Below are 25743 nucleotides of genomic sequence, written 5' to 3' on the forward strand. Positions count from 1 at the left end.
CATTTTTTGCTTATTTATAGTTTTAAGCCTAATTTAACTATATGCTGTTTTGAGTTTGTGAGGATGCGATCGCTTTTGGGGATGTGGGAGTGCGATAGCGAAGCGCTGCTGCAAGCAGTTCGCTGTTTTGGGGTTTGTGGAGGTGCGATCGCTTTTACTGAATGCTTTCAATTAATTTAATATTATTTCTCAACCATTCATTGACTAAAGTTTGCACATCAATGTTTTTTTTCTGAGCAATTTTCTTGAGAAAATTATCAACATCTGGTTCAAGGTAAATCGGATAATGAAAAGTCGCATCAGCATTATAAAACTTACCTTGTTCAGCTTGTGAAAAATCATACTCTGCTTTCATAGATTTCTTCCTTGATAATACTGCTGTTCATTAAAAGTTGCTTTCCGTGCTGAAGTAATGCGAATCAAACACGAGTCTTCATCTGTTTATTCAAAAGTATGAATAACAACCCTTAAAATACCCGTTTCATCTAAACCTATAGTAATCCATCTGTCTTCATAATCACTATGCTCTTCATCATATAAACTTAATTGATATTGATCACGAAAAACAGTTGATGCTAAACGAAAATTGATTTGATGTTTACGAATATTCTGTTTTTCTTTTGCTGGATTCCAATCAAAATTATAACGCAAATTTATAAATTACAAGAGATTAAATAAGTTGATACCATAATTATACCATAATTTTATACTTTGACAGTATTATCAGTAGTTTAACGTAGTGATCGCTTTTGGGAATGTGGGATGCGATCGCTGTTTGAAAATGTTGGGAGTGCGTAAGCGTTGCGCTCCGTAGGAATCGCTGTTTGGGGATGTTGGAGTGCGCTCACTTCTTGCGATCGCTTTTGAGAATGTGGGATGCGATCGCTTTTTGGGTTTGGGGGAATGCGATCGCTATTGAGTGTCAAATTTTATAACTCATCTCCTAATAAATCCTGTATATTTTCCAATCTCTGCTGAGAACCATGACGAACACGATGAATATATACAACTTCTTCCTCTTCCCCAAGATTTTTAACCGTAAATAAAATTAAAAATTGTTTTTGGTAAATAAGTTGTCGAACATCAATCCCCATATACTTACTTTCTATAGCGAGAGAACAACGTTGGGGAAAATTTTCCAACGTCAGCATAATTTCATAACATCCCCGCACCCAACGAAAAGCTCGTTCCTGTGACTCCTCTTTTATCCACAGGAAAATACTCTCAATATCAGCAATAGCACTAGGTGAAATCTCAATCCGGTATGCCATATTTTTCCTTAAATTCTGCAAATGCTTGATTTAAGGGCATACCCTCACCTTGTTCAAACTCATTTATACTTTTACGTATCTTAGCAACAGATTCTAGTACTTCCAGTCTATCAATCATTTTTTGATAACTTTCAGCATCTTGAACCACAGCAGCAGCTTTACCATTCACAGTCAGCACAATGGGAGATTTAGTTTCTTTTAACTTATCCAGAAACATCTTTGCTCCACGCTGAAATTCTGATAAGGGGTGAATATCGCTTAGGCTAAACATAATAATTTCAACAAATTATTTGATAATTTCATGTTAATTGTATGAAAATATTTTGTCAAGGGAAGATATAGCTGTTTTGGGATGTGGGGAGTGCGATAGCGAAGCGCTGCTGCAAGCAGTTCGCTGTTTGGATATGTGGGGTGTTGGGTTTGTGGGAGCGCGATAGCGAAGCACGACCTAGGAATCGCTTGTTGGAGGTGTGAAGGGAGAGCGATAGCGAAGCGCAACCTAGGAATCGCTGTTTTGGGGTTGTAGGGATGCGTAAGCGTTGCGCTGCTGCAAGCAGTTCGCTGTTTGAGGATGTGGGGATCCCGCATTTCTCACAAACAATGCGATTCCTAGGTCGCGCTATCTCTATTTCTTCGGAACGCTATGCGAACGAGACGCTACCGCGAACGCTATCGCAATCTATCTAATCCTTATAGAGAAACGGTTTCGGGCATTTTTCACGGAGTTGATTTTTGATGCAGTGTGAAAACCCAGAATCGAGATTTTATAAGGGTTTGAGGATTTTGGTGAGAAATCCGGGTTAACCAGGTAATTCTAAAGGTTGAGAAGGAATAATAAACATTAATTCTGCACCTTCTGGTTTTTGTTCTGTAGATGGTTTTAATTGTAGCCATTCATGAAAACTAATTCCTAATTGAGATATTGCTTGTATTTCTGTTTGATAAGATTCAAATCTGTTGTTAGTTTCAATCATTGATTCCATGACTTCAAATACTTGGGGAAGTCTTGTAAAAGCTGCTTGCTTTAATTCATCGTGATTCGGACCGAACCACGTACCTTGAATTTCGACACGATCTAAAATTGCTGGTGGTAATGAATCAATCCATTGTGTATGATCTTTGGCAATTTTAAATAGATTGTTACGTTGATTTTCAAATACAGCATTTTCATCTAAATCCGAATTTATCCATTGATAAATTTTTGCTAATCTCTTTAAGTCTATTTGTCCTTGAAATTCTGGATGTAGATAGACTGCTGGATTAGATGTCAGTAAAATATTGATATATTTATGAATACGTGATTGAAGAACTTTTTGCCCTTCTTGAAATCTACGAATTGCTGTATCATGTTCTTCTAATTCTAAATAACATCGTGCTTCGGCTAGATAAGCTAAAGATAAAGTTAATAAATATTCATCCGCAATCTGGCTTTGTTTTTCGATTTCTATATCTGTGAAGTTAGTATAAATATGTTCAGCTTCTAAAAAACGATTGATAGCTTGTAATGCACTATCCCTTCTATTCTCAACCTTAGTCATGGTAAAAGCATTCATAGCTAAATCTAGTGCAGCACGAAAATTTGCGTAGAAGCTCAAATCAATTTTACGGTTAACTTTGTTTAATAACTCCTCTGCTTTTTGTAGTCTTTGTTCTAGTTCTTTTAATCGCTGTGCTATGACAGCAAAACCCATTACTGAAACACCAAGATTGAGAATACTAGCAGCAGTAGATACTTGCAAAATACTTTGAGAAAATTGTAAAGTTTGCCCAACTGAAGTAATCTGATTTTCAAGAACATCTAAACTCTGATTCACATCAGAAAATCCTTTAGCTGAAATTGCTACATTCGCGCCTGAAGCAATTAAGTTAAGTATGCCAGTAACAGGATCAAGTGCTTGTATCACCGGAGGAAGAAAGGTGGGATCTGGAGGAGCAACTGAATTAGTGTCTCGCAACCAAGTTACAATTTTCTTACTTGCTACATCCCGAATTACACACCCAACCCGTTCAAATGTTCCATCTTGTAAGCCTTTAGCAACCCAATCTGCTAATGCAAAGGTAACTTGAATTGGTATCATAATTTTTCCCTAGTTGTAAAAACTTCAACAGCGTTATACAATAAGCCTGTATATTATTTGATATTGCAACACATAACCATGCTTAGTTAATTATCCTTATAGTGTTGTATCTTGACAATATAGTGAAATGTTTTTTAACGTTTGCGTGGTGTGTTGGATAAATACCGCAAAGGAAATAAAAAAAGCGTTACCGATGGTGAGCGAAGCGATCGCAATTTAGTTATATAATCAAAGATTAGGAACTGTAATTAAATAAAAATATTTTCATGATTCACTTGAGAAAAATCACACATCGCGCTAGTCTTCATAGCGTCAACCCGTAAAACTCAAACCATGACAAAGCACGCCCAAATACCCTCCTGCACCTGGAAACGTCCCATTGGCTTAGGCTGGGATAAACCCTACACCGTCCGTTATCCTAGTAATATTGATGATGGTCCCTGGCACGGAATACCTCTTGGTGGCTTTGGTGCAGGGTGTATAGGACGTTCTTCACGGGGAGACTTTAACCTGTGGCACATTGACGGGGGAGAACATACTTTCAAAACCGTTCCCGCTTGTCAATTTAGTATTTTTGAATCGGGACAAGCCTACGCATTATCTACCCAACCCTCAGAAGATCATACACTGCAATCTTGGCAATGGTATCCACAATCTCAGGAACAGAACTCAGGTACATATCACGCGCTTTATCCCCGCAGTTGGTTTGTTTATGAAAATGTCTTAAAAACTCAATTAATCTGCGAGCAATTTTCACCAATTTGGGCAGATAATTATCAAGAAACAAGTTATCCTGTCGCGGTTTTTTTGTGGAAAGCACATAACCCCACGACTGCACCAATTACTATTAGCATTATGCTAACTTGGGAAAATATGGTGGGTTGGTTTACTAATACTTTAAAATCTCCTGAAGTTAAAGTTAGAGATGATGGTAGTCCAGTTTATGACTATCTACCACCCTGGGGAGAAAGTCAAGGAAATTATAATTGTTTAGCTGAAGATCATCAATATTTTGGCTGCGTTTTAGGTCAAGTTTCTAATAGTCAAACTGTTCAAGAAGGGGACGGAACTTGGTGTATTGCGACTACTAAAAATCCCCAAGTGGAAATATTTCATCATTGCCGATTTAATCCTGTGGGTAATGGTGAAGATGTTTGGCAAAGTTTCTCTACAGATGGTTCTTTACCTAATTATCTAGATGAAACTCCCGCAGATGAAAATACTCGCTTAGGTGCAGCAATTGCGGTGCGTTTTACTTTGCAACCTGGGGAAAATTTAGAAGTTCCTTTTGTCCTCAGTTGGGATTTCCCCGTTACGGAATTTGCAGCGGGGGTGAACTATTACCGCAGATATACAGACTTTTTTGGTTGTAATGGTGAGAATGCTTGGCAAATTGCCACTACTGCTCTTAAAGAATATCAGAATTGGCGATCGCTCATCGAAAATTGGCAAACCCCCATTTTAGAAAAGTCAGATTTGCCTGACTGGTTCAAAATGGCTTTATTTAACGAACTCTACGATTTAACTAGCGGCGGAACTCTCTGGAGTGCGTCCTCGGAAATTGATCCCGTTGGTCAATTTGCCGTGTTAGAATGTTTAGATTACCGTTGGTACGAAAGTCTAGATGTGCGGTTATACGGTTCTTTTGGATTATTGATGTTATTCCCAGAATTGGAAAAGTCGGTAATTCGCGCCTTTGCTAGAGCTATTCCCCAAAGTGATGATAGAACTAGAATTATCGGTTATTATCTGACTATCAAATCGGAAAGTCCCAACGCAGTTCGGAAAATTGCCGGTGCGACACCCCATGATTTAGGCGCACCCAATGAACACGTTTGGGAAAAAACCAATTATACCAGTTATCAAGATTGCAATCTGTGGAAAGATTTAGGTTGTGATTTTGTTTTGCAGGTATATCGAGATTTTCTGCTTACCGGTGCAAATGATATTGCGTTTTTAGCAGATTGTTGGGACGCTATTGTCCAAACTCTCGATTATGTGAAAACTTTTGATCTCGATGGTGACAGTATACCAGAAAATTCTGGCGCACCTGACCAAACTTTCGATGATTGGCGCTTGCAAGGTGTCAGTGCCTATTGTGGTGGTTTGTGGTTAGCTGCTTTGGAGGCTGCTATTGCTATTTCTAAGATTTTAACGAACCACAGAGGCACGGAGGACGCAGAGGTAGAGGTACAAGGGTCTATTTATCAAGGTTGGTTAAATCAATCAAAACCAATTTATCAGGAGAAGCTTTGGAATGGTGAGTATTACCGGTTGGATAGTGAAAGTGGTTCTCAGGTAGTTATGGCTGACCAATTGTGTGGGCAATTCTACGCTCGTTTATTGAGTTTACCAGATATTGTCCCCAGCGATCGCGCTTTATCCGCCTTAACAAAAGTATATGATGCCTGTTTTCTCAAATTCCAAAATGGTAAATTTGGCGCTGCTAACGGTGTTCTTCCCAATGGTTTACCAGAAAATCCCCATTCTACCCATCCTTTGGAAGTTTGGACAGGCATCAATTTTGGTCTAGCAGCTTTCTTGGTGCAAATGGACATGAAAAATGAAGCCATGCGGTTAACTGAGGCTGTAGTTAAGCAAATTTACGACAATGGCTTACAATTTCGCACCCCGGAAGCTATCACCGCTAATGGCACTTTCCGCGCTAGTACCTATCTCCGCGCTATGGCTATTTGGGGAATTTATTTGCTAATTCCTTAAATCCAAGGTTCTTTATATCCCCGACTTCTTAGAGAAGTCGGGGATATTGTTATTCAATTTTATTTTCCTGTTGTTTCCGGAATTGCGCTAAAAAATCAGTAATGGTTAAAAGTTGAGGAACTTAAATCTGAAAACAAATGTCTTAAGATACACTTTTTTCCCTTATTTAGCCACAAGAATAACTTCTAAACCCACACAGAACATAAAATTAGTCGTTCTCACCAAATATGGATAAATTTTCTACTCAAGTATTATAGGGTTAACTAGCGAACTAGTACCGCAAGGCGTTCGTCAAAAGTCAAAAGTCAAAAGTCAGAAGTCAGCAATTAGCTACTCCCTTCCAGGTGAAAGATTACCTATCTTCTTTTCTTCTTCCTTCGTGTTCTTCATGTCTATCCCTTCGGAACGCTTATCAACCTCAAACCTTTGATTCATTTACGTTTTACGTTTTTTCAGCAAGCCCTACATAAACATAAGCTGTTGTGCATTTAGTTTGTAAATTCTAGCGGGCAAGATGCGTGCACCACAAAGTTCAAGTAAATTATGCTTATCAAATTTAGCTGCGTAACAGCCTAATCACCAATTCCCCACTTGATTTAGGGCTATGGTAGCTTAAAAGATTAAAATTACCCGCTCGAAAAAACTCTCCAGTCTAGTTGACAACAGACGAGAATTTATCGGTAGACTCCAATTGTATAAAAATATGAGTAGTTGCAGGATAGTTGAATAAAGCAAGGACAGCAGGAGCTTTATCAAGCTATTTAGTCAGGTTGGTCAGGTTCAAACGCGGTTGTTGACATCTACGACTGGCAGTATTGGTGATAAGTTCCCAGTTAGTTTGCAAATATTCAAAAATTTTGATTCAGAGCGAACTGCTGCAAGCAGCGCTATCGCCTTCAAAATACCCTCGTCGCTTAAAAGCTTAAACAGCTTGGGAATTACACTATAACCTCCTCATTCTTATCTGTCAAGCAATTACCTTATCCATTTTTGGGGAAGTTATCCAGAACATCCGCGTAGGTCATTCCTACTCAACCCTGAACAGCAGCAGTTCACATCCGTTTTAGCCAATTTAATTAAGAACTACTTAGCCATAGGGACTCAATCCTGAGTCAAGGAGTATCGGCTTTAACCACAAGAATCCCCGGACATTGACAATAGATAATGATAGTTATTCCTACCGAATTAGCTTGATGAATATCCTGTGATCTTACTTATAGTAATAAATTGTATACATGTCATTAGCAGTTTACCAATTCCAGTTAATGGCCATACTGCCTAATAAATAAATAGCTATAAGTAACCAAATAAGATAATAGCTAAAGGTTCATGTTGATACAGTTTTTATTATCCACATCTAGCTGGATGTCTTCTTCGTCCAAAAGCAACCATCTTGATAAAATTAATTACCCAGCAATATTAGAGTATTGACAAGAAAAGATTTTGCTGATTTCTGGATTGTTTATTAATTGATATTTATATCTATTTATCAAGATTACAAATCAATGAAATGCTTACACAACAAGAGTTATATCCAAGCAAAATGTAAATTTAAACATTTCTTTTGTTTTCATAAAAATTTAATTTTTTTGAATATAACCATTGATCAAAACTATTTATATTTCAGGAGCTTAGATCAACCATATTAGTGGTGTTTCTGTCTTGTATGACAATGATAACATCTGCTATTGAGATTAAAGTGGGGGGTAACACCCCTCATTTTTTGCCAAGTGGGGACAAAACCCAAACTTGCACAAGACATAAGTAAATATCTAGATAAGTTCAGTAAATTTAACTTAAATCTTGCCACCTTGGCAGATGACATTAGCGACAAAAAATAGTATAAATAAAAATGTGGCTTTTGAAATTGAGAAATTAATGGTTTTCCTGATTCCACTGGTGCAATTGTCGGCTTTTACAGCAGAAGCAGCAAAGGCAATGGTAAGAAGTTATACAGCAGTAACTAGGGCGAAGCCAAAAATTTCCACTTGGAAGTTTCAACAGTACACAACGGCATCTACGAAAAGCTACGTCGAACTCAATTCCTCTCGGTAGAAAGCAGAAAATTTGGTAAATTTTTACCTTTGATTCATTAGTAAGTATAAATCTGAAGCCCAGAAGCAATTAATACATATTATCTGGAGTGAGCTATAGATATTACTAATTGAAAACTGTAAAACTGCCTAGAAAATCAGAGTATACACGGACAGCACAGTAGTACAGAGGCTTGATTAAAAACAATCAGGTTTTCAATCACAGGTCAGGTTATGAAAAAAATCATCAGGTCAAATGCGTTTTTTAGCTCAGTTCAACGGGTAGTTTTAGGGATGCAGTTCTCTGAAATCCGTTCTATCCAGGTATCCGTGTTCGCAATTACCGTATTTTTGCAGCAAGTTGTTACTATTTTTCACATCTGCCACCAATTGATTATTTATAGGTTCTGGTCATTCCCGCAACAGCTAGGCTGAAGACCATCGCATTTGCAGAAACTGGACTAATTTACTCAATTCAAGAATAACTAAGATTATGAATCAAGATATTGCTGGCAGTGGTAACAACTTAGAACCAAAAATCCATCCCGAACAGTTAGACCAAGTAGTTGAAGCGATTTTAGCAGGGAAGTATTCTTGGGCTTGTGTTTTAATGTTACGATTCGTAGGCTATAATCCAATGCACTATATCCCTTATCGGACTTATAACCGCATTCTCAAAGAAAATGCTCGTACGAGTCGCTCCAATCCCCAAAATAATGAAACTCTCAAAATTGCTAAACCCACCACAGAGAAAAGATCCGAAGGCAATCTGGCATCTAACTGTTTAAGTAAGATTAAGGATATAGCCTATATGGAAGTGGGAGGTAAGCATCATGCTGAAGCACGCGCTAACAGTAGGGAAAAAAAGTCGGCATAGTTGCTGATAATCTCGTAATTGCTTGTTACTCAGATCAATTGATTGGAAATGTGAGTAACTGCAATTACTGACTTCGTTGTAAAAATCTGCCAGAATGGCAAATACACACTGATAACATCCTATAGATTAGAAATTGGCATTCAGTTTCTGATTAATTAAATAAATTCTTCATTAAGACTGATGAACCATAACTAAAGGTGGTTCTTTTTCCTAAGAAGTCTGAATGCTGTTCAATTGGGGTGGTGGATTACCCTAATAAAATTGATATGGCTAGATAACTTCTACTACCAAATTTTCTGTAACTAAGGTTTGGCTAACTTTAGTTATTAAGGTAGATGGGGAAAGGGAAAGATTATGGTCAGATCATGCTCTTACTTACAAATTTTTGCTGTTATGTCAACTGGCAATTGATATAACAGTAATTATCATCAATACTTTGTCTAAATTGGAAAAGCTTTGATTTGTAGGTTTGGCTTCATGCTTCAACCTAACGCATTTGTTGGCTTGCGCTGTCGCTTAACCCAACAAAGCAGAAAATGGATAAGGTATTGATAATTTGTCATAAGTAGGTTGGCGTTGAGAGTTGTCGTTATAGCAAGGCAAGAGGCAAGATTAAACAAGTTTTCAGCGATTTTACGTTTCTTTACACAGTTTGGTTTTATTGTGTTCACCTACTTAATTTTCCACGTGCTTGTTTATGTATATAAGATTCTACAAGAGGATTTTCGGAAATTTACTCGATATATTTTTATCAGCTTTAAGTTAATATGAATTTTCTATAAAGTTTTCATGAAGTTTAGATGAAGATTTTATTTTTTATATAAATTTTAGAAGAAGATATAGCAGAATTTAAAGATAAGAACTGAGGCTTTGTCACGTTTTTATCTAAACTAAATGACTAAGGCCATGCTATCAGACAAACAATTTCATATTTAAGAAAGTTTGCTGATGAGAGTTTTCTATTCTTAGGATAGTGTAAGAGATAGATTACATCCTGCTTAAGTTTATTTAGTGTGAGGCTACAATTTTTGAAGAGTTACTGCATAAATTAATTAACTGAAATACCAGTATTTATCAATAGACTCCCATCTCAATTAGGGGTAATATCATTCCCTATGTAGATTTTTGGCATTAGCAAGCTAAATCTTGGGAGTTTATTTATGGGTGTTTTGCCAGACAATGCTGTTTATTGGGGGGACATAACAGCTATGCCTGTTACATAGATATTAAGAATTAAATGAATATTCAGGAAACATCATACAGATTAAACATTGCATATCTGTGAAAGTTTTTGCATCTGGATTTTAGCAATAGATGTAATAGATGAATTTGCCCGAATTTGAAAGTAGAAAGCAACTGGTAAGAATTATGTCATCTTATTCTCATCAACATCAGGTTGTGAATATTTACGATACTTATGAAAGTAAGTTTTTAACACCTTTTCAGCGGAAGGTGTTGCTCAAAAATTTACAAAATAATTCGCAACCAGAATATCGGCGACGAATTGAGATTATGTTGTTAGCAGATATGGGAAAGTCGCAAACTCATATTTGTGAAATGATTGGTTGTTCTCAGGAGATGGCGAGATACTGGATCGGTATTGCTGAGGCGGGGATGGCACATAAATGGAATCAGCGACCATTGGGTAGACCAAAGATTGTTAATGATGAATATATTGAAAGATTGAAGGAATTAGTTAATTGTAGTCCCCGTGAATATGGCTATGCTTTTAGTGATTGGACGGCGCAATGGTTGAGTAAACATTTGGCGAAGGAGTTGGGAATTCAAATTAGCGATCGCCACATTAATCGCCTCCTTAAACAAATGGGACTGTCTACCAAACGTAAAAGTTCCCCATTGATAACTACTGAAAATCAGGATTTGGCAATTAAAATTAGTGATTTGCATTCTCTACCTGAACCTAGTTTTCATTGGTCATTTAATCTCATGCAGACCAATAAGTAATAGTGTTTTGGAGGTTAGGAAATGCTATCAGCGTTTTCTCAGGAACAGTTAGCTACATATATTAAGCAAGTCTTGGGTGATGGATTATCAGATCAAGTCGTTACAGATTGTATCCAGGCTTTAGAAATTATTGAGCCGCCAGTAGCAAAGCAATTTTGGCAAGCGACTACAGCCAATCCGGGAATTTATATTGTGCTGTCGGGTAAGGTAAGATTGCTTGATAGCTCCAACAATTTAATTAATACTCTCACGCCAGGATCATCATTTGGGGAATTAACTTTATTTCCAGACCAAGATTTTAGCAGTTATGTTGCTAGAGCTTCTGTGAATTTAAAGGTTGCCTATCTTCCCGAAAAAACGGTGAAAAAGGTTATGGGAGAATTTCCTCCTGTTTATAATCTTTTGCTGAATAAGGCAGAGTTAATTAACAGTCCTAAATCTCCAGACATTCCGATTGTTGAATTGCCAAAAAATGGCAAAGTTGTTAATTTTTCTCAACCAATTGTTCCCGCACCAACATTAACAAAGAAACCCTCTCAATATTTTCCTATTCCTACTGTTATTGCTGGCAATTGGTGGCGGAAATTTACTAAACGCTATCCCTTTTTTGAACAACAAAGTGCAGCGGATTGTGGTGCTGCTTGCTTAGTTATGGTTGGTCGTTATTGGGGGAAAAATCTGAGTATTAATCGGCTGCGGGATCTGGCTAATATTAGCCGGAGTGGTGCATCTATGCGAAGTTTGAGTGCAGCGGCGGAAAGCCTTGGTTTTGCTACCCGTCCGGTAAAAGCCAGTTTGGATAAATTTGCTCAACAGCCTTTACCTGCGATCGCTCATTGGCAAGGTAAACATTACATTGTTGTCTATGAAATTACCAAAAAACAGGTAATTATTGCCGATCCTGCCATTGGTCAACGTCGGCTGACTACTAAGGAATTTCTCGCAGGTTGGACTGGTTACGCTTTACTATTACAACCTACAGCTTCCCTCAAAAAAACCCCAGAAGCTAACACGCCATTTTGGCAGTTATTGGATTTAGTTAAACCTCATTTTCAGGTTCTCCTAGAAGTATTTCTGGCTTCGGTCTTAATTCAAATATTTGGATTAATCACGCCTTTATTTACGCAACTTCTATTAGATAGAGTCATTGTTCAAGGCAGTGTGTTAACTTTAAATACTGTCGGGTTTGGATTGTTAATTTTTGGTCTGTTTCGGGTTGCTATTAATGGCTTAAGACAATATTTACTAGATCACACAGCCAACCGCATTAGTGTCGCCTTAATGGTAGGTTTTATTAAACATACATTTAGTCTACCGCTGGCATTTTTTGAATCCCGTTATGTCGGGGATATTGTCTCCCGTGTCCAAGAAAATCAGAAAATTCAACGTTTTCTCACTGGTGAAGCTCTTTCTATTGGATTGGATTTACTAACGGTCTTTGTTTATGTGGGATTAATGTTTTGGTATAGTCCACCAATGGCATTAATGACACTAGCAATTGTGCCGCCATTTGTAATTTTAACATTCTTTGCTACACCATTTTTGCGGCGGATTAGTCGGGAGGTATTTACAGCAGGAACACTGGAAAATAGTTATTTAATTCAAAGCTTGACTGGCATTTCTTCGATTCGCTCAATGGCTATTGAACAAACGGTACGTTGGCGTTGGGAAGAATTGCTAAATAATTTAATCAAAAAGAACTTTAGTGGTCAAGTAATTGGTAATCAACTGCAATTAGTTAGTTCTACTATTCAATCTTTGGCAAGTACAGGATTATTATGGTTTGGAGCTTGGTTGGTGATTCAAAATCAACTTACCATTGGTCAATTAGTTGCCTTTAATATGTTATTAGGCAATATTATTCAGCCTTTCCAAAGATTAATTATTTTGTGGAATCAGTTACAGGAAGTAATTGTCGCCACAGAACGAATTAATGATGTCTTAGAAGCACAGCCAGAGGAAGATCTAGAACAGAAACCTCGACAATTTCTCCCCAGATTAATGGGGAGAATTAGTTTTAATAATGTTACCTTTCGCTATCATCCTGAAAGTGAGATTAATATTTTAGAAAATCTCAGTTTTGAAATCTTGCCTGAACAAACTGTAGCAGTTGTTGGTCGCAGTGGTTCGGGAAAAACAACACTTTCTAAGTTAATTTTGGGTTTATATCTAGCGACAGATGGAAGAGTTATGATTGACAATCAAGATGTTACTAGTATTTCCTTACATTCCTTGCGATCGCAAATTGGAGTTGTTGACCAAGATACCTTTTTATTTGGAGGAACAATTCGGGAAAATATCACAATTGCTCATCCAGAAGCTTCCTTAGAAGAGATTATGGAAGCAGCCAGACTTGCAGGTGCAGATGAATTTATTAAAAGAATGCCAATGGGTTATGAAACTCAAATTGGTGAAGGGGGAGGAATGTTATCTGGAGGACAACGCCAACGGTTAGCAATTGCCCGCGCATTATTAGGAAATCCCCGACTTTTAATATTAGATGAAGCCACCAGTCATCTTGATGCCGAATCAGAACGGATTATTCAGAACAACCTCAAAAAAATCTTGCAAGGACGTACAAGTGTAATTATTGCTCACCGTCTTTCCACAGTTCGTCATGCTGATCTAATTTTAGTCTTAGATCGTGGTGTTTTAGTAGAAAGCGGTACACATGAACAATTAATCACTAAAAGAGGACATTATTTCTATCTTAATCAACAACAATTAGCACAAACAAATTAATTTTCACCATATCCTCGACTTCTTGAAGAAGTCGGGGATATATCACCAAAATTATCTAATTATTTATGCCACAGTCAGTTTACACCCAACCAACAACTACTATAAATCCGCCGCATCAACCTGAATCTACTACTTTTAATCCGAATCAACAAATCCAAATATTAGATAAAGCCAAGGATTGGTTTTATGGCACAGAGGAATTATTAGACGCTTTACCAAAAGCATGGACTCGTTCCATGTTGTATTTATTAGTCAGTTTTGCTGCCATTATTTTACCTTGGGCAATGTTAACTAAAGTTGATGAAACGGGTAATGCGAGTGGGAGAATAGAACCTAAAGGTGCAACACAAAAATTAGATAGTGCGGTAACTGGTAGTGTTATTAATGTTAATGTTAAAGAAGGTGCAACTGTTAAAGCTGGACAAGTTTTATTAGCAATGGAATCTGAGATTTTACAAACAGAACTTCAACAAGCACAATCCAAATTAGAGGGGCTAATTAATCGCCAATCTCAACTAGAAATATTAAAAAATCAAGTCCTGATGTCAATTAATATTCAACGTCAGCAAAATCAATCTCAATCATTAGAAAAAATCGCCCAACTTAATCAGGCTCAACAAATATTTGAGACTAAAAAAAGTGCTTATAATTTCCAAAATCTGGAAAAATTAGCTCAAATTGATCAGGCAAAACAGAATATACAATCTAGTCAAACTAACTACAGATTAGCTACAAGTCGCTTACGTCGAGATATTTCTGAACTTAAACGTTATCGTCTGCTATTAAAGGAAGGAATAATTGCTCAAACTAAAATAGTAGAATTGGAAAAAATTGCTGAAGAAAGTCAACGTTCCCAAGAAGAAGCAAAATTTAATCTGCAAACAGCAAAGTTAAGACTAAAGGAAGAAGTCAGTCGTTATCAGTCACTAATGAATCAAGTTAGTTCAGATATTGAACAAGCAAAACTACGGTTACAAGAAGAAGAAAGTAGTTATAAAAGTTCTCTGCAAGGCGGAGAATTAGTTTTATTAAAAAGTCAAGAACAGTTTAAAGACATGCAAAATCAAATCATTTCTCTTCAATCAGAAATGATGCAGACGAAAGGACAGATTACAGCCTTAAATTTACAACTAAAACAGCGAACTATCCGCTCTCCTATTGATGGCATAATTTTTGAATTACCTATTAAAAAATCTGGTTCTGTTGTCCAAGTTGGACAAATGATTGCTCAAATTGCTCCCGAAAATGCTCCTTTGATCTTGAAGGCACGTATGCCTAGTCAAAATAGTGGTTTTGTCAAGGCAGGAATGCCAGTCAAAATTAAATTTGATGCTTATCCTTTCCAAGAATACGGAATTGTGTCAGGACGGATTAGTTGGATTTCACCTAACTCTAGAGTTCAAGAAAATAGTTCTAACCGCATAGAAACTTATGAATTAGATATCGCTTTGGAAAACCCTTATATTCAAGTCGGTAACAAACGGATTCCTATCACCCCTGGACAAACAGCAAGTGCGGAAGTAATTATTCGTCAGCGTCATGTTATTGACTTCATTTTAGATCCATTTAAGAAGTTGCAAAAGAGTGGGTTAGAGCTTTAAATAAAATGATTATTGAAGACATAATTTAATAAGTTATGTCTTTTTTTAAAGGTGTTAATATGCAACTTTTTGATTATTCTTAACAGATAAATGTCAGAATTAAATAGTTAAACCCATTAAAGATGTAGAGGATAAAGCAATGAAGAAAATAGTGATAAATGACTTATATTCTAGTCATTTATTAACCTTTGTTGATGATTTAAAGCCACCAGAATTAGGTGTTTTATTAGGAAGAGGTTTAGGAGGATTTTATCCCTATTTAGGACTCAGTCCTAATGTTTTTATAACCACTGTTTATGATGGTATAAATACCATATCAACCACTTATGAAGGAGCAGGTAACTTTCATGATAATAAATTCAATACGATAGATTACGCTCGGACAGTTAATGCTTGGGTAAATCGTTAATTATTTCAGCAGATTCAAGGGCGATTTTGTCACACTTACCAAAACTGTTCACTGTTTGATGAGGAAATAAGATCATGGCTACAATCATAATTTCTGACTTACGGGAAAAGATATTTTTGGATGACTTAAATTCAGAGCAAATACAACAAATTTTAGGTACTGGTATTATACCTTTACCCTTCTTAGGTGGACGTGGTGCTGATGTTGCCTTAACGACTGTTTATGATGGTATAAATAACTTAGAAACAGCATATCGTGGTCCATTGAGTTTTTACGATAATAAGATTTTTACTCTTGATCTGGCTAGAAGCGCTGTCTATTTAGTATTGTGAACAATTTTTAGGTAATTATTTTTAACGCTTACTTATGAGGAAGTAAAAACTTCCTCTTTTTTTCCTGCTGATAGCTGATAGTTTATCTCCCTAACATTTTATCTCGCAGATGCTTAATGCGAGGGAGAAAAATATATTATTCTAGCCAAAAATAACCAATGAAGTTGTGAAATCTAGTATTATTGACATCTAATGGTCAAAATTCTAGAGAATCATAATTATTTGGAGTTATTTTGTCATTAGTAATTACCAAAAACCAACCGCCAGTTTTGTATGTAGATACGATAAAAGACTATCCGCGTCATGTAGAGATGCTTTTGAAAGACTGGTATGATATATTGCAACTCCCTGAAGATTGCTTGGAATTGATAATTGATTTCCACTATTGCGGATTCCTGGGACACATCGGTGTTACCTTTTTAGGGGGAATAGCTCGTCTATTTGAATATAGGGGTGGAAATGTCACTTTTCGTTGGAAGACACTTCTAGAAGAAATTCGTGTGAATTTGGCTCAAAATGGATTCCTGAGTGATTTTGGTCACTATCAAAAACCTTGGGATGGTAATTCTATACCCTATAGAAGTGATCACCAATATGACCAACAAATAATCGGTGATTATCTAAGATATCAGTGGTTAGGTAGGGGTTGGGTAAATATTAGTTCCAGGTTACAAGATGCTATTACAGGAAAAGTTTTAGAAATATATCTTAATGCTTTTGAACACAGCCAATCTCAAATCGGTGTTTATAGCTGCGGTCAACACTATCCTAAAGCTGGTACTTTTCAGTTAACAGTCGTTGATTTTGGTATTGGTATTCCTGAAAGTGTTCGAACTTTATCCGAAAATACGACAATGACAGCTATTGAAGCCATAGAGTGGGCATTTATGTCAGGAAATAGCACTAAAAATGATAAAGACATAGATAGAGGTGCAGGTTTACACCTTTTAGAGCAATTTATACTCAAAAATCGTGGAAATTTGATGATTTTCAGTAATGACGGATACGTCAACATAAGCGATAATGGTACTATATATGAAAACGTATGTACTAATTTCTCCGGAACGCTGGTTAATATAGCCTTTCGATGTGACGAGAAATACTACTGTTTAGCTTCTGATAGTTTACGTGGCGAAGCCATAGTTTCTCAACTTAAGAGGCGAATATTCTAGAAAAGAGGAGGTAAAGATATGATACATAACATTTACAATATGGTTGGGGAATTAGCAACTACTGAGGAGCCTGGTCAAAAACTGTATGAAATTATTCATCCCTGCTTACTACGTGGCGAACCAGTAGAATTAGATTTTACGGGGGTGAAAGTTTTTGCTTCTCCATTTATGAACTTTGCGTTTGGTCAATTGTTGAAAGACATTTCTCCAGAGAAACTGAATCAACTTATAGAATTTACTTCTCTTAATGATGATGGATGGGATGTTCTACAATATATAATGACTAAGGCAAAACGGTATTATTCAGATGAAAAATATCGTCATGCTGTGGATGCTGTAATGACAGATATGGCTGAAAGTATTTGATATATGCCAATTAATTTAAACATTCTAGCTGATGTGATAGATATTAGAAATGACATTCCACAGAAAAGCGATATTTTCTTGGTAGATACAAACGTATGGTTTTGGCGAACCTACGCCAACGCTGGATTTAATGCTAAACCTGCTCAACGACAAAAGAGAAGAAATTACTTTAACTATCTTAATTTAGCTCTGTTAAATGGAGCTACGTTAACTTATTCAGGACTAACTTTAGCTGAACTTGCACATATTATTGAGAAAACTGAATATGAGATTTATGTTCAATCTAATGGATATTTACCCATTAAGGAATATCGGCATAATTATCCAACAGAAAGAGCCAATGTTGTAGCTGAAGTTCAGTTTACTTGGCGACGAATCAAAAAAATTGCAATTCCTATTGATTTAACAGTAGATGATTCTACGACTGATGCAGCACTCAAACGGTTTCAAACTCAAGCAGTTGATGGTTATGATTTATTACTTCTAGAAGCAATTAGTAGAGCAGGAGCAGGAACAGTTAAAATCATTACTGATGATTTAGATTATAGTGTTGTTCCTGGTATTCAGATTTTTACCAGCAACTCCTATGTAATTCAGGAAGCTACTAAACAGAAAAAATTAATAGTGCGTTAATCATACAATTAAGTTTATATACCTAAAATTTTACCTTGTGATTACTTTAAACCTTCATCAAAAAATCCCTAATCTTAGTTTGACAATCAGGAAAAGCTAAAGGTGATATTGTTAAATTTTCTCCCAAAATACTTTCGCTTTGATAACCTTCTGCATTGGGTAAACGATATACATATAATTTACGCCCGTTAAGGTCTAAAACCCAATAGTCAATAATGCCTGATTTAGCATAAGCTGAAGTTTTTACTTCTCGATCATATTTCAGACTAGAATCTGCAATTTCAATAATTAGAAAGATTTCTGATGGTTGGGGATGATGATCTTCATAATCTAAAGCATTGGTTTTAACAACTGCAATATCTGGTTCTGGTTCTGAGTAATCATCAAGTTTAATTGGTGACTGAGTTCTAATTAAAACTTGATTACCTAAACGTTGATTGAAGATTCTTTGTGTGCGGGTTATAGCAGCTTCGTGTGCAGTTCCTTTAGCAGCCATTTTGATAATTTGTCCTGATATTAACTCTAAGCGTTCTTCTGGGTGAAATATACCCATTTCCGCCATTTGGTGATATTCATTAACCGTGATTTGACGAATGTTAGTTAACATAGATTTTAGTAAAGATTTAGTTTAAATTTTCACTCTCTCCGTGTCCTCTGTGCCTCTGTGGTTAGTTGAAAAAATCCCCATTATCACTTACCTACCTAACATTTTATCCCGCAGATGTTTAATGCGATCGCGCAATTTTGCCGCTTCCTCAAATTCCGTCTTCTTCGCAGCTTCTTTCATCTGTTTTTCTAACAAAGTAATTAACTCTGGAATATCTTCCAAGGATAATTCATCTAAATGTTCATCAACTATTTTCAAATCGGTGGCATTTAATCGTCGGGAAGCATCTAAAAATGATAAAATCGAATTAGTTTGTTTCTTAATAATCTGTTGCGGTGTAATTCCATGTAGTTTATTATAAGCCATTTGGATGCCTCTTCTTCTATCAGTTTCATCAATGGCTTTAATCATACTATCTGTTAATTTATCAGCATATAAAATTGCTTTTCCTTTAACATGACGTGCAGCACGCCCGATAGTTTGAATTAAAGAACGTTCAGTCCGTAAAAATCCTTCCTTATCTGCATCCATAATTGCAACTAAAGAAACTTCCGGTAAATCTAAACCTTCCCGCAGTAAATTGACACCGACTAACACATCAAAAGCACCATTTCGTAAATCCTGTAAAATTTCGATACGTTGAATGGAATTAATTTCCGAATGCAAATATCTGATTCTAATTCCCCTCTCTTCTAAATATTCCGTCAAATCTTCCGCCATGCGTTTAGTTAATGTGGTAACTAAAGTTCTTTCCTGACGGTCAACTCGATCTTTTATTTCTCCTAATAAATCATCAATTTGTCCTTCTGTGGGACGCACAAATATTTCTGGGTCAATTACTCCCGTTGGTCTAATTACTTGTTCAATAATATTGTCTTCAGAAATTTCTAATTCCCAATTTCCTGGAGTCGCAGAAACGAAAATACATTGATTGACTTTTTGCCAAAATTCTTCGGCTTTTAAAGGACGATTATCCGCCGCACTGGGAAGTCGAAAACCATGATCTATTAATACTTTTTTTCTCGCTTGGTCTCCGTTATACATTCCGCGAATTTGGGGAACAGTAACATGAGATTCATCAATTACTAATAACCAATCTTTGGGAAAATAATCAATTAAACATTCCGGTGGTTCTCCTGCTTGTCTACCTGCTAAATGACGGGAATAATTTTCTACGCCGTTACAATATCCCACTTCTCTTAACATTTCCAAATCGTAACGTGTGCGTTGATCAATGCGTTGTGCTTCAACTAATTTACCCATTGATTCTAATGTTAGTTGTTGCTGTTTTAATTCGGTGGCGATATCTTCACAAGCTATTTCTACTCTTTCTTTGGGGGTAACAAAGTGACGCGCAGGATAAATATTTACTGCTTCTAAACTATGGAGAATTTCGCCAGTAACAGGATCAACATATCTAATAGCATCAATTTCATCTCCAAAAAATTCAACCCGAATAATTCTATCTTCATAAGCAGGAGAAATTTCTAAAACATCACCCCGAACTCGGAATTTTCCTCGACCCATTTCGATGTCATTACGACTATATTGAACTGCGGTTAAATCCCGTAAAATTTGACGCGGATCAATTTCCATTCCCAATTGTAACCGAATTGCGGCTTTCAGGTATTCCGCAGGCATTCCTAAGCCGTAAATACAACTAATTGAGGCGACGACAATCACATCTTTGCGTTCAAATAAGGAACGGGTGGCGGAATGTCGTAACATATCTATTTCTTCATTAATCGCTGATGTTTTCTCTATATAAGTATCAGTAACAGGGATGTATGCTTCCGGTTGATAGTAATCGTAATAACTGACAAAATACTCAACTGCATTATTAGGAAAAAATTCCCGCAGTTCGTTACACAACTGGGCGGCTAATGTCTTATTATGTGCTAATACTAGGGTAGGTCTACTGACTTTCTCAATGACCGCGGCTATGGAAAATGTCTTCCCGGTTCCTGTCGCACCCAGTAATGTTTGATAATGATTTCCTTTTTGAATACTAGCAGAAAGTTGAGCGATCGCTTGTGGTTGATCACCGGTGGGGACAAAAGGTGCTTGCAGATTAAAATCCATTATCTAGCTTCAAGGTTACACCTAGCAATTCTACACAATTTCTCAGTTTTACGTTTGGCGCGAAATTTTTTTTCAGGGATTGGCTTGTAATATCGCCGGCGATGTGCTACATTCATATAATGGAGTGTAGATAAAATTTTTATAAAAGCACAAATTCCCATTACTACAATATCACCGCGCGCCGCACAAGTCAACCCCCCAGAAGCCAAAAAAAAATTTTTTTCTATTTAGGGATGGCTAAATAAAGCTAAAACCATTTATTAATAAGGGTTTCGCGGATTTTTATCACAAAAAAGTTCAGGTTTTGGCTGATGGTGTCTCAAAACAGGTGTATTTTTCTTTGTCGAATCTTGTGACAGGCAATCGCGATTTACTCAGTTTAAAAGATAATTTTTCTTGTCCGATGATCACTGCTAAAGAGTTTATCAATATTTTTGATTGGTAAGCCTTAGTTAGTTTTGTGACAAGTTGAGGCAGAGGATACGGGGCTAAATTCATCAATTCTGCGCTAAGTGCCAAAACAGCATACACTTTTTGTGAATTAACCTCACAACAGGAGTTAACTGTGACTAAGTTCTTATTCGTAACCGATTTAGATCATACCTTCGTTGGGGATGATCAGGCATTATTGCAGTTGAGCGATCGCTTGCAACAACATCGTCAACAATATGGGACAAAGATAGTCTACTCTACAGGGCGATAGTGAAGCGCTGCTGCAAGCAGTTCCGCCTATTCATTACCGAGAACTGCAATTTGATACTCTCGTCCTACCCGTCAACTATCTAAAGTTTGATTTTTAAGTAATATGACATATTTAGTCAAAATTAACCAAAATCGGTAGTTTATACTGAAGATAAATATACTTGCGTACTAAAAGAATATCTGTAACTGATATTGACATCTATATCTCAAATAAATTCAGAAAATGAATTAGAGTTTACATAAATAAATACATCCATCATTTAGATTTAAATATATCAGGACTTACGCAACTGGCACATTGGTAGGGTACGTCAGACTGCATAAATCCTGGAAATAAACAGATTGTTGATATCTGACGCACCCCATAACAGATTTTTAGTGTGACACTTGCGTAAGTCCTATGTATGACAAACAGCATCGTCCATAAATTTATGCGTATATTTAAGTTTCTCAAAATCAAAAAACTATCATTCAGCCTTCCCTTTGGTATTGGTTCTGTTGAATTGGAACCTGACCCAACAAAGAGTAAGGCCGCATGGTCAATCTATGTTGAACTTGTTACCCGCATTGCAGTAGAGCCTTTGGAAACTGACCAAGGACTTTTACGGGAAGCTTTGAAATCTCTACACGACTTGTTCTCTATAACAAGAGAAGTTTTAAAGCAAGCAGGTCCTGATGTGGGATCAGTGGGAGGAATTGCGATCGCAGTCTTAAATAACGGTTTGCGTCCTTTCCTTGCTAAGTGGCATCCTCTCTTACAAACATGGGAAGCACAGCGTCCTCCTCATCTGAGTGCGAAAGAACATGAGCGCAATTGGTCTGAAGAAACAAAATTGCGGGCTGAGTTAGAATTACTGAGGAAAGACTTGGAAAAATATGCCAACGCATTAGCGGAAATTGCTGGAGTCAAGGAAAAACAAAAGGAAGTGAACAATGGCTGAATTTGATGTTTTTTTAGCTCACAATAGTATAGATAAGCCTGTAGTTAAAGTTATTTATGAAGCACTTAAAAAGCGTGGTATAACCTCGTGGTTAGATGGAGAAGAAATTCGTCCAGGAAGTTTATTTCAAGATGCAATACAAAAAGGAATTCCATTAAGTAAATCAGCCGCTATATTTATTGGAAAAAGTGGATTAGGAATGTGGCAAGGACTGGAATTAAAAGTAATTTTGTCAATGTGTTTAAAACAGAATATACCAGTAATTCCTGTGTTATTGCCAGAAGTGTCCGACTTACCCCCGGATATGCTTTTTTTGAAAGAATTCAATTATATAAATATTTATGACGGTGAGATAGTCAATAAAATTGTCAATAAACGTATTTTAGATTTATTACAATGGGGCATAACGGGTAAAAAATCAGAAGATATTCCAGCACAACAGATCAAACCAAAACCAGGAAAAATACCGAATAAAGAAAAGTTAGTAGACTTAGTAATTCAAGATATTTATGATAGAAAGGATAATCCCTACACCGACGCTACAATATGGTTTGAAGCTATTGAAAAAATTATTGATAATGTGGTTGATGCTATTTCAGAAAATAACGATAAAAGCAAAGATAAAATATTGCCATTATTGGGTCAAATTCCTATTTTTACTGCATATAGAAATTCTCAAGAATTACTGATAAATAAATACATTATGAATCAAATTAAAAATAAGCTAGAAAAAAAAGGAAAAAGTAAAGGAGAAATTGTTAAGATAATCAGAAAACTATTGTTCAATGAACAAGACACTATGGAAAAACATAAATTTCTGAAAAACAACTATACAGCAGGAAATATTCTCAACTTATTGTTGCAATTATACGAGGAAAAAGATTTTAAATACCGGGATCTATCAGAAATGGATATTTGGGGTGTTGACTTCCGAGACGCTATCTTAACAGGAGTGGATTTTAATGACTCTGACCTGAAGAACTGTATTTTTACTCAACCTTTAGGATGTATTCACTCCATTGCTTTTAATGCTGATGGTAATTATTTTGCTACAGGCGATGCTCATGGATTAATTAGAGTACATAATACAGAAAATTTGGCCCTGTGCTTTTTTGAAAAGGGAGCAGGAAATCAGATTTGGTCAGTGGCTTTTAGTTTAGGAACTAATTCTCAACGATTTGCATTAGCAGCAGAAGATGGTAGCGTTAAGTTGTTCGAGATTGAAAACCTTACTTCAGGCAAACTCAATTTTAAGGAAACCCACTCATGGCGTGAAACAGGACGTGTATTATCAGTAGCCTTTAGCCTTGATGCTGAAAGCAATATTCTGGCATTTGGAGGAGATGGAAATAATGCAATAACTGTCTATAGAATTAAAGAGAATGAGATGATACATTTGGCAGCCAGTAATGTGTCTTGTATGACTTTTATTGATAACAGTATTCTTTATAGTTGTAGCCAAGAGGGAGATTTTATTGGTTGGGATTTAAGTACACGTAATCCTCAAATATTTTACCAAGAACGTAAGAGGCATAAAAAATTAATACGTTGTATTGCGTTTAATGCAACAAAAGAAATTATAGCTACTGGATCTGAAGATGGAGAATTGAAAATTTTCCATACTAACACTAGAACAAACTTAGAAGAATTGGAGCTATTGGACGAAGATAAACAAAAATATGACTATAAAAAAAATATTAAGGAAATACGTACACTAGCATTTAGTTGCGATGGGAGTATTCTTGCAATTGGATGTATTTGTAAGAATACCCCTGAACAAAGTGAGGATAAAGATAAGAGTGAGGATAAAAATAAGAGTGAGCATAAAATTCTGCTGTTTGATTTAACTGGAGACAAATGGAAACTGATTGACACATTGGATAATTCTCGTTCAGAAAACCAAGACCACAATGGTCATACACATTTGATCAGAAGCATTGCATTTAGTCCTAACACTGATAAACCTCGATTTTTAATAAGCGGTGGTGATGGACGCACTGTCAAACTCTGGGATTGGAATAAAGACCAAAAAAAATGGAACTGTCAAGATAATTTGAGAGGATATGCTAATCGCGTCTGGTCGGTGGCATTTTCTAGCAACAAACAAATTTTTGCTTGTGGGTGTGAAGATAATAAAATCTATATTTGGAATTACAATGATCGCACACATATTCCTATTCCTATTCACCCCACTTCCAAACATACTGATTGGGTTTGGTCTGTAGCTTTCAACCATGATGGAACACTTCTAGCTAGTGCTAGTGAAGATAAGACTATTGGCCTGTGGCAGTGGCAGTTCAAAGATAACAAGTGGCAATATATAAATTGTAAACCAGAAGATAGATCACAAACAAACCACCCACTTAACACAAAACATAATAAACGCGTTCGATGTGTTGCTTTTCATCCTACAAAAAATATTTTAGCTAGTACAGGGAATGATAATATAGTTATTCTATGGGATCTAACAAATCTGAATAATATAGAAGTATTATCCCGATTTACGAATCACACCGACCGAGTGTTATCCCTAGCTTTTAGTCCAGATGGTCGTTACTTAGCTAATAGTAGTCGTGATAAAACTATTAGGCTGATAGAAATTTTAGACAATAACCAGGAGTTAAAATCAGCTAATGAGATGAAGCAGACTGTTCTGGGAGAAGAGGAGAGTTGTCATCAAGATCAAGTTCATAGTATTGCTTTTATTACAAACACTCAAAGTTTATTGTCTTCAGAAAAACAAGAATCACAAAATAGATACCTTTTGGTTAGCGGTGGTTTTGATAGGCAACTAATACTATGGGAGATTAATTCTGATAATGAGAATCCCCAGATGAATAAACTATGCTATGTGAATGAAGGTCAAAGAATACTTTCTGTTGCGTGTAACCCCACAAAACCAATTGTTGCTAGTACTGGGCATAATTGCATTATTACACTATGGGAAATAAAAAAAACTGAGAAAGAAGATAAATATGAATTAAAACAGATCAAGCAACTCAAAGGACATAAAGGTGCTGTAGAATCTGTAGTATTTACTCCTGATGGACAAAGACTTATTAGTTGTGGACAAGATCAGACTATTACAGCAGTTTGAGATCAAACGCGGTACAAAGATGGTAAACTTTAAAGATGTAAAAAAAAGAAAATAATTGAGATATATGGCAGCAGCATATTCGACTGATATAAGACAAAAAATATTAAGTGCTTG

General features: G+C 36.3%; 22 protein-coding genes and 1 pseudogene. 15 read left to right on the forward strand and 8 right to left on the reverse strand.

The window, feature by feature from the left end; all coding sequences use genetic code 11:
* The first annotated feature begins 6 nt into the window (after positions 1–6).
* Entirely contained in the window at positions 7–180 is a 174-nt protein-coding gene (locus IQ226_RS04595) for a hypothetical protein (protein WP_193892650.1), read from the forward strand.
* On the opposite strand, the gene IQ226_RS04600 is transcribed toward IQ226_RS04595, so the two are convergent.
* From IQ226_RS04600 to IQ226_RS04625, 6 genes are all read right to left on the reverse strand, one after another.
* Positions 155–355: a hypothetical protein gene (locus IQ226_RS04600; RefSeq protein ID WP_193892653.1), complete on the reverse strand. Its 201-nt coding sequence runs from the start codon at positions 353–355 to the stop codon at positions 155–157. The two genes, IQ226_RS04595 and IQ226_RS04600, sit on opposite strands and share 26 nt — an antisense overlap.
* Positions 356–441: 86 nt before the next feature.
* Positions 442–651, reverse strand: coding sequence for a BrnT family toxin (locus IQ226_RS04605; protein ID WP_228039237.1), 210 nt, complete (start codon positions 649–651; stop codon positions 442–444).
* An 80-nt stretch (positions 652–731) separates the two neighbouring features.
* A complete protein-coding gene (locus IQ226_RS04610) occupies positions 732–926 on the reverse strand; it encodes a hypothetical protein (protein WP_193892656.1) in 195 nt (64 codons plus the stop codon).
* 3 nt (positions 927–929) lie between these two features.
* On the reverse strand, positions 930–1271 hold the full coding sequence (locus IQ226_RS04615) for a type II toxin-antitoxin system RelE/ParE family toxin (protein WP_193892659.1): 342 nt from the start codon (positions 1269–1271) through the stop codon (positions 930–932).
* Positions 1255–1542 (reverse strand): type II toxin-antitoxin system Phd/YefM family antitoxin, encoded by a 288-nt coding sequence (locus IQ226_RS04620; protein ID WP_193892662.1) that lies wholly within the window; start codon positions 1540–1542, stop codon positions 1255–1257. The genes IQ226_RS04615 and IQ226_RS04620 overlap by 17 nt, the downstream gene beginning before the upstream one ends.
* 529 nt (positions 1543–2071) lie before the next feature.
* Positions 2072–3349: a hypothetical protein gene (locus IQ226_RS04625; RefSeq protein WP_228039238.1), complete on the reverse strand. Its 1278-nt coding sequence runs from the start codon at positions 3347–3349 to the stop codon at positions 2072–2074.
* Between the two features lie 333 nt (positions 3350–3682).
* Here IQ226_RS04625 and IQ226_RS04630 point away from each other — a divergent pair, with 333 nt between their 5' ends.
* The 11 genes from IQ226_RS04630 (at position 3683) to IQ226_RS04680 (ending at position 18200) form a co-directional block, all read left to right on the forward strand.
* Positions 3683–6070 carry a GH116 family glycosyl hydrolase gene (locus IQ226_RS04630; protein ID WP_193892664.1) on the forward strand — a complete coding sequence of 796 codons (2388 nt, stop codon included), beginning with the start codon at positions 3683–3685 and terminating at the stop codon, positions 6068–6070.
* A 1818-nt stretch (positions 6071–7888) separates the two neighbouring features.
* Positions 7889–8125, forward strand: coding sequence for a hypothetical protein (locus IQ226_RS04635; protein ID WP_193892666.1), 237 nt, complete (start codon positions 7889–7891; stop codon positions 8123–8125).
* Positions 8126–8596: 471 nt separating this feature from the next.
* Positions 8597–8980, forward strand: a complete 384-nt coding sequence (locus tag IQ226_RS04640; RefSeq protein ID WP_193892668.1) for a HetP family heterocyst commitment protein — start codon at positions 8597–8599, stop codon at positions 8978–8980.
* 1368 nt (positions 8981–10348) lie between these two features.
* Positions 10349–10945 carry a helix-turn-helix domain-containing protein gene (locus tag IQ226_RS04645; RefSeq protein ID WP_193892670.1) on the forward strand — a complete coding sequence of 199 codons (597 nt, stop codon included), beginning with the start codon at positions 10349–10351 and terminating at the stop codon, positions 10943–10945.
* A 21-nt stretch (positions 10946–10966) separates the two neighbouring features.
* Positions 10967–13687, forward strand: a complete 2721-nt coding sequence (locus IQ226_RS04650; RefSeq protein ID WP_193892672.1) for a peptidase domain-containing ABC transporter — start codon at positions 10967–10969, stop codon at positions 13685–13687.
* Positions 13688–13752: 65 nt separating this feature from the next.
* On the forward strand, positions 13753–15288 hold the full coding sequence (locus IQ226_RS04655) for an HlyD family efflux transporter periplasmic adaptor subunit (protein WP_193892674.1): 1536 nt from the start codon (positions 13753–13755) through the stop codon (positions 15286–15288).
* A gap of 139 nt (positions 15289–15427) precedes the next feature.
* Positions 15428–15697, forward strand: coding sequence for a hypothetical protein (locus IQ226_RS04660; RefSeq protein ID WP_193892676.1), 270 nt, complete (start codon positions 15428–15430; stop codon positions 15695–15697).
* Positions 15698–15771: 74 nt separating this feature from the next.
* Complete coding sequence (locus IQ226_RS04665; protein WP_193892678.1) at positions 15772–16029, forward strand: hypothetical protein; 258 nt, start codon at positions 15772–15774, stop codon at positions 16027–16029.
* A gap of 233 nt (positions 16030–16262) precedes the next feature.
* Entirely contained in the window at positions 16263–17201 is a 939-nt protein-coding gene (locus IQ226_RS04670; RefSeq protein WP_228039239.1) for a hypothetical protein, read from the forward strand.
* Positions 17202–17219: 18 nt separating this feature from the next.
* Entirely contained in the window at positions 17220–17567 is a 348-nt protein-coding gene (locus IQ226_RS04675) for an STAS-like domain-containing protein (RefSeq protein WP_193892680.1), read from the forward strand.
* 3 nt (positions 17568–17570) lie between these two features.
* Positions 17571–18200 carry a hypothetical protein gene (locus tag IQ226_RS04680; RefSeq protein ID WP_193892683.1) on the forward strand — a complete coding sequence of 210 codons (630 nt, stop codon included), beginning with the start codon at positions 17571–17573 and terminating at the stop codon, positions 18198–18200.
* 46 nt (positions 18201–18246) lie between these two features.
* On the opposite strand, the gene IQ226_RS04685 is transcribed toward IQ226_RS04680, so the two are convergent.
* Positions 18247–18807 (reverse strand): Uma2 family endonuclease, encoded by a 561-nt coding sequence (locus IQ226_RS04685; protein ID WP_193892685.1) that lies wholly within the window; start codon positions 18805–18807, stop codon positions 18247–18249.
* Positions 18808–18894: 87 nt separating this feature from the next.
* The gene (uvrB, locus tag IQ226_RS04690) at positions 18895–20892 is read right to left on the reverse strand and encodes an excinuclease ABC subunit UvrB (protein ID WP_370567081.1); all 1998 of its coding nucleotides are present in this window, start codon (positions 20890–20892) and stop codon (positions 18895–18897) included.
* Positions 20893–21454: 562 nt separating this feature from the next.
* Here uvrB and IQ226_RS04695 point away from each other — a divergent pair.
* The 3 genes and pseudogenes from IQ226_RS04695 to IQ226_RS04705 all read left to right on the forward strand — a co-directional run.
* Positions 21455–21589, forward strand: a pseudogene (locus IQ226_RS04695) (HAD family hydrolase); the annotation flags it as partial.
* Positions 21590–22022: 433 nt separating this feature from the next.
* On the forward strand, positions 22023–22532 hold the full coding sequence (locus IQ226_RS04700) for a hypothetical protein (RefSeq protein WP_193892689.1): 510 nt from the start codon (positions 22023–22025) through the stop codon (positions 22530–22532).
* The gene (locus IQ226_RS04705; protein ID WP_193892691.1) at positions 22525–25629 is read left to right on the forward strand and encodes a TIR domain-containing protein; all 3105 of its coding nucleotides are present in this window, start codon (positions 22525–22527) and stop codon (positions 25627–25629) included. Before IQ226_RS04700 ends, IQ226_RS04705 begins: the two co-directional genes overlap by 8 nt.
* Positions 25630–25743: the final 114 nt, after the last annotated feature.

Source organism: Dolichospermum sp. LEGE 00240 (assembly GCF_015207875.1).
Lineage (GTDB): Bacteria > Cyanobacteriota > Cyanobacteriia > Cyanobacteriales > Nostocaceae > Dolichospermum > Dolichospermum gracile.

Bases quoted from the DNA above. Each gene is read 5' to 3' on its own strand.
- IQ226_RS04600 (WP_193892653.1), bottom strand. From the start codon at position 355: ATGAAAGCAGAGTATGATTTTTCACAAGCTGAACAAGGTAAGTTTTAT.
- IQ226_RS04615 (WP_193892659.1), bottom strand. From the start codon at position 1,271: ATGGCATACCGGATTGAGATTTCACCTAGTGCTATTGCTGATATTGAG.
- IQ226_RS04620 (WP_193892662.1), bottom strand. From the start codon at position 1,542: ATGTTTAGCCTAAGCGATATTCACCCCTTATCAGAATTTCAGCGTGGA.
- IQ226_RS04625 (WP_228039238.1), bottom strand. From the start codon at position 3,349: ATGATACCAATTCAAGTTACCTTTGCATTAGCAGATTGGGTTGCTAAA.
- IQ226_RS04630 (WP_193892664.1), top strand. From the start codon at position 3,683: ATGACAAAGCACGCCCAAATACCCTCCTGCACCTGGAAACGTCCCATT.
- IQ226_RS04635 (WP_193892666.1), top strand. From the start codon at position 7,889: ATGACATTAGCGACAAAAAATAGTATAAATAAAAATGTGGCTTTTGAA.
- IQ226_RS04640 (WP_193892668.1), top strand. From the start codon at position 8,597: ATGAATCAAGATATTGCTGGCAGTGGTAACAACTTAGAACCAAAAATC.
- IQ226_RS04645 (WP_193892670.1), top strand. From the start codon at position 10,349: ATGTCATCTTATTCTCATCAACATCAGGTTGTGAATATTTACGATACT.
- IQ226_RS04650 (WP_193892672.1), top strand. From the start codon at position 10,967: ATGCTATCAGCGTTTTCTCAGGAACAGTTAGCTACATATATTAAGCAA.
- IQ226_RS04655 (WP_193892674.1), top strand. From the start codon at position 13,753: ATGCCACAGTCAGTTTACACCCAACCAACAACTACTATAAATCCGCCG.
- IQ226_RS04660 (WP_193892676.1), top strand. From the start codon at position 15,428: ATGAAGAAAATAGTGATAAATGACTTATATTCTAGTCATTTATTAACC.
- IQ226_RS04665 (WP_193892678.1), top strand. From the start codon at position 15,772: ATGGCTACAATCATAATTTCTGACTTACGGGAAAAGATATTTTTGGAT.
- IQ226_RS04675 (WP_193892680.1), top strand. From the start codon at position 17,220: ATGATACATAACATTTACAATATGGTTGGGGAATTAGCAACTACTGAG.
- IQ226_RS04680 (WP_193892683.1), top strand. From the start codon at position 17,571: ATGCCAATTAATTTAAACATTCTAGCTGATGTGATAGATATTAGAAAT.
- IQ226_RS04685 (WP_193892685.1), bottom strand. From the start codon at position 18,807: ATGTTAACTAACATTCGTCAAATCACGGTTAATGAATATCACCAAATG.
- IQ226_RS04700 (WP_193892689.1), top strand. From the start codon at position 22,023: ATGCGTATATTTAAGTTTCTCAAAATCAAAAAACTATCATTCAGCCTT.
- IQ226_RS04705 (WP_193892691.1), top strand. From the start codon at position 22,525: ATGGCTGAATTTGATGTTTTTTTAGCTCACAATAGTATAGATAAGCCT.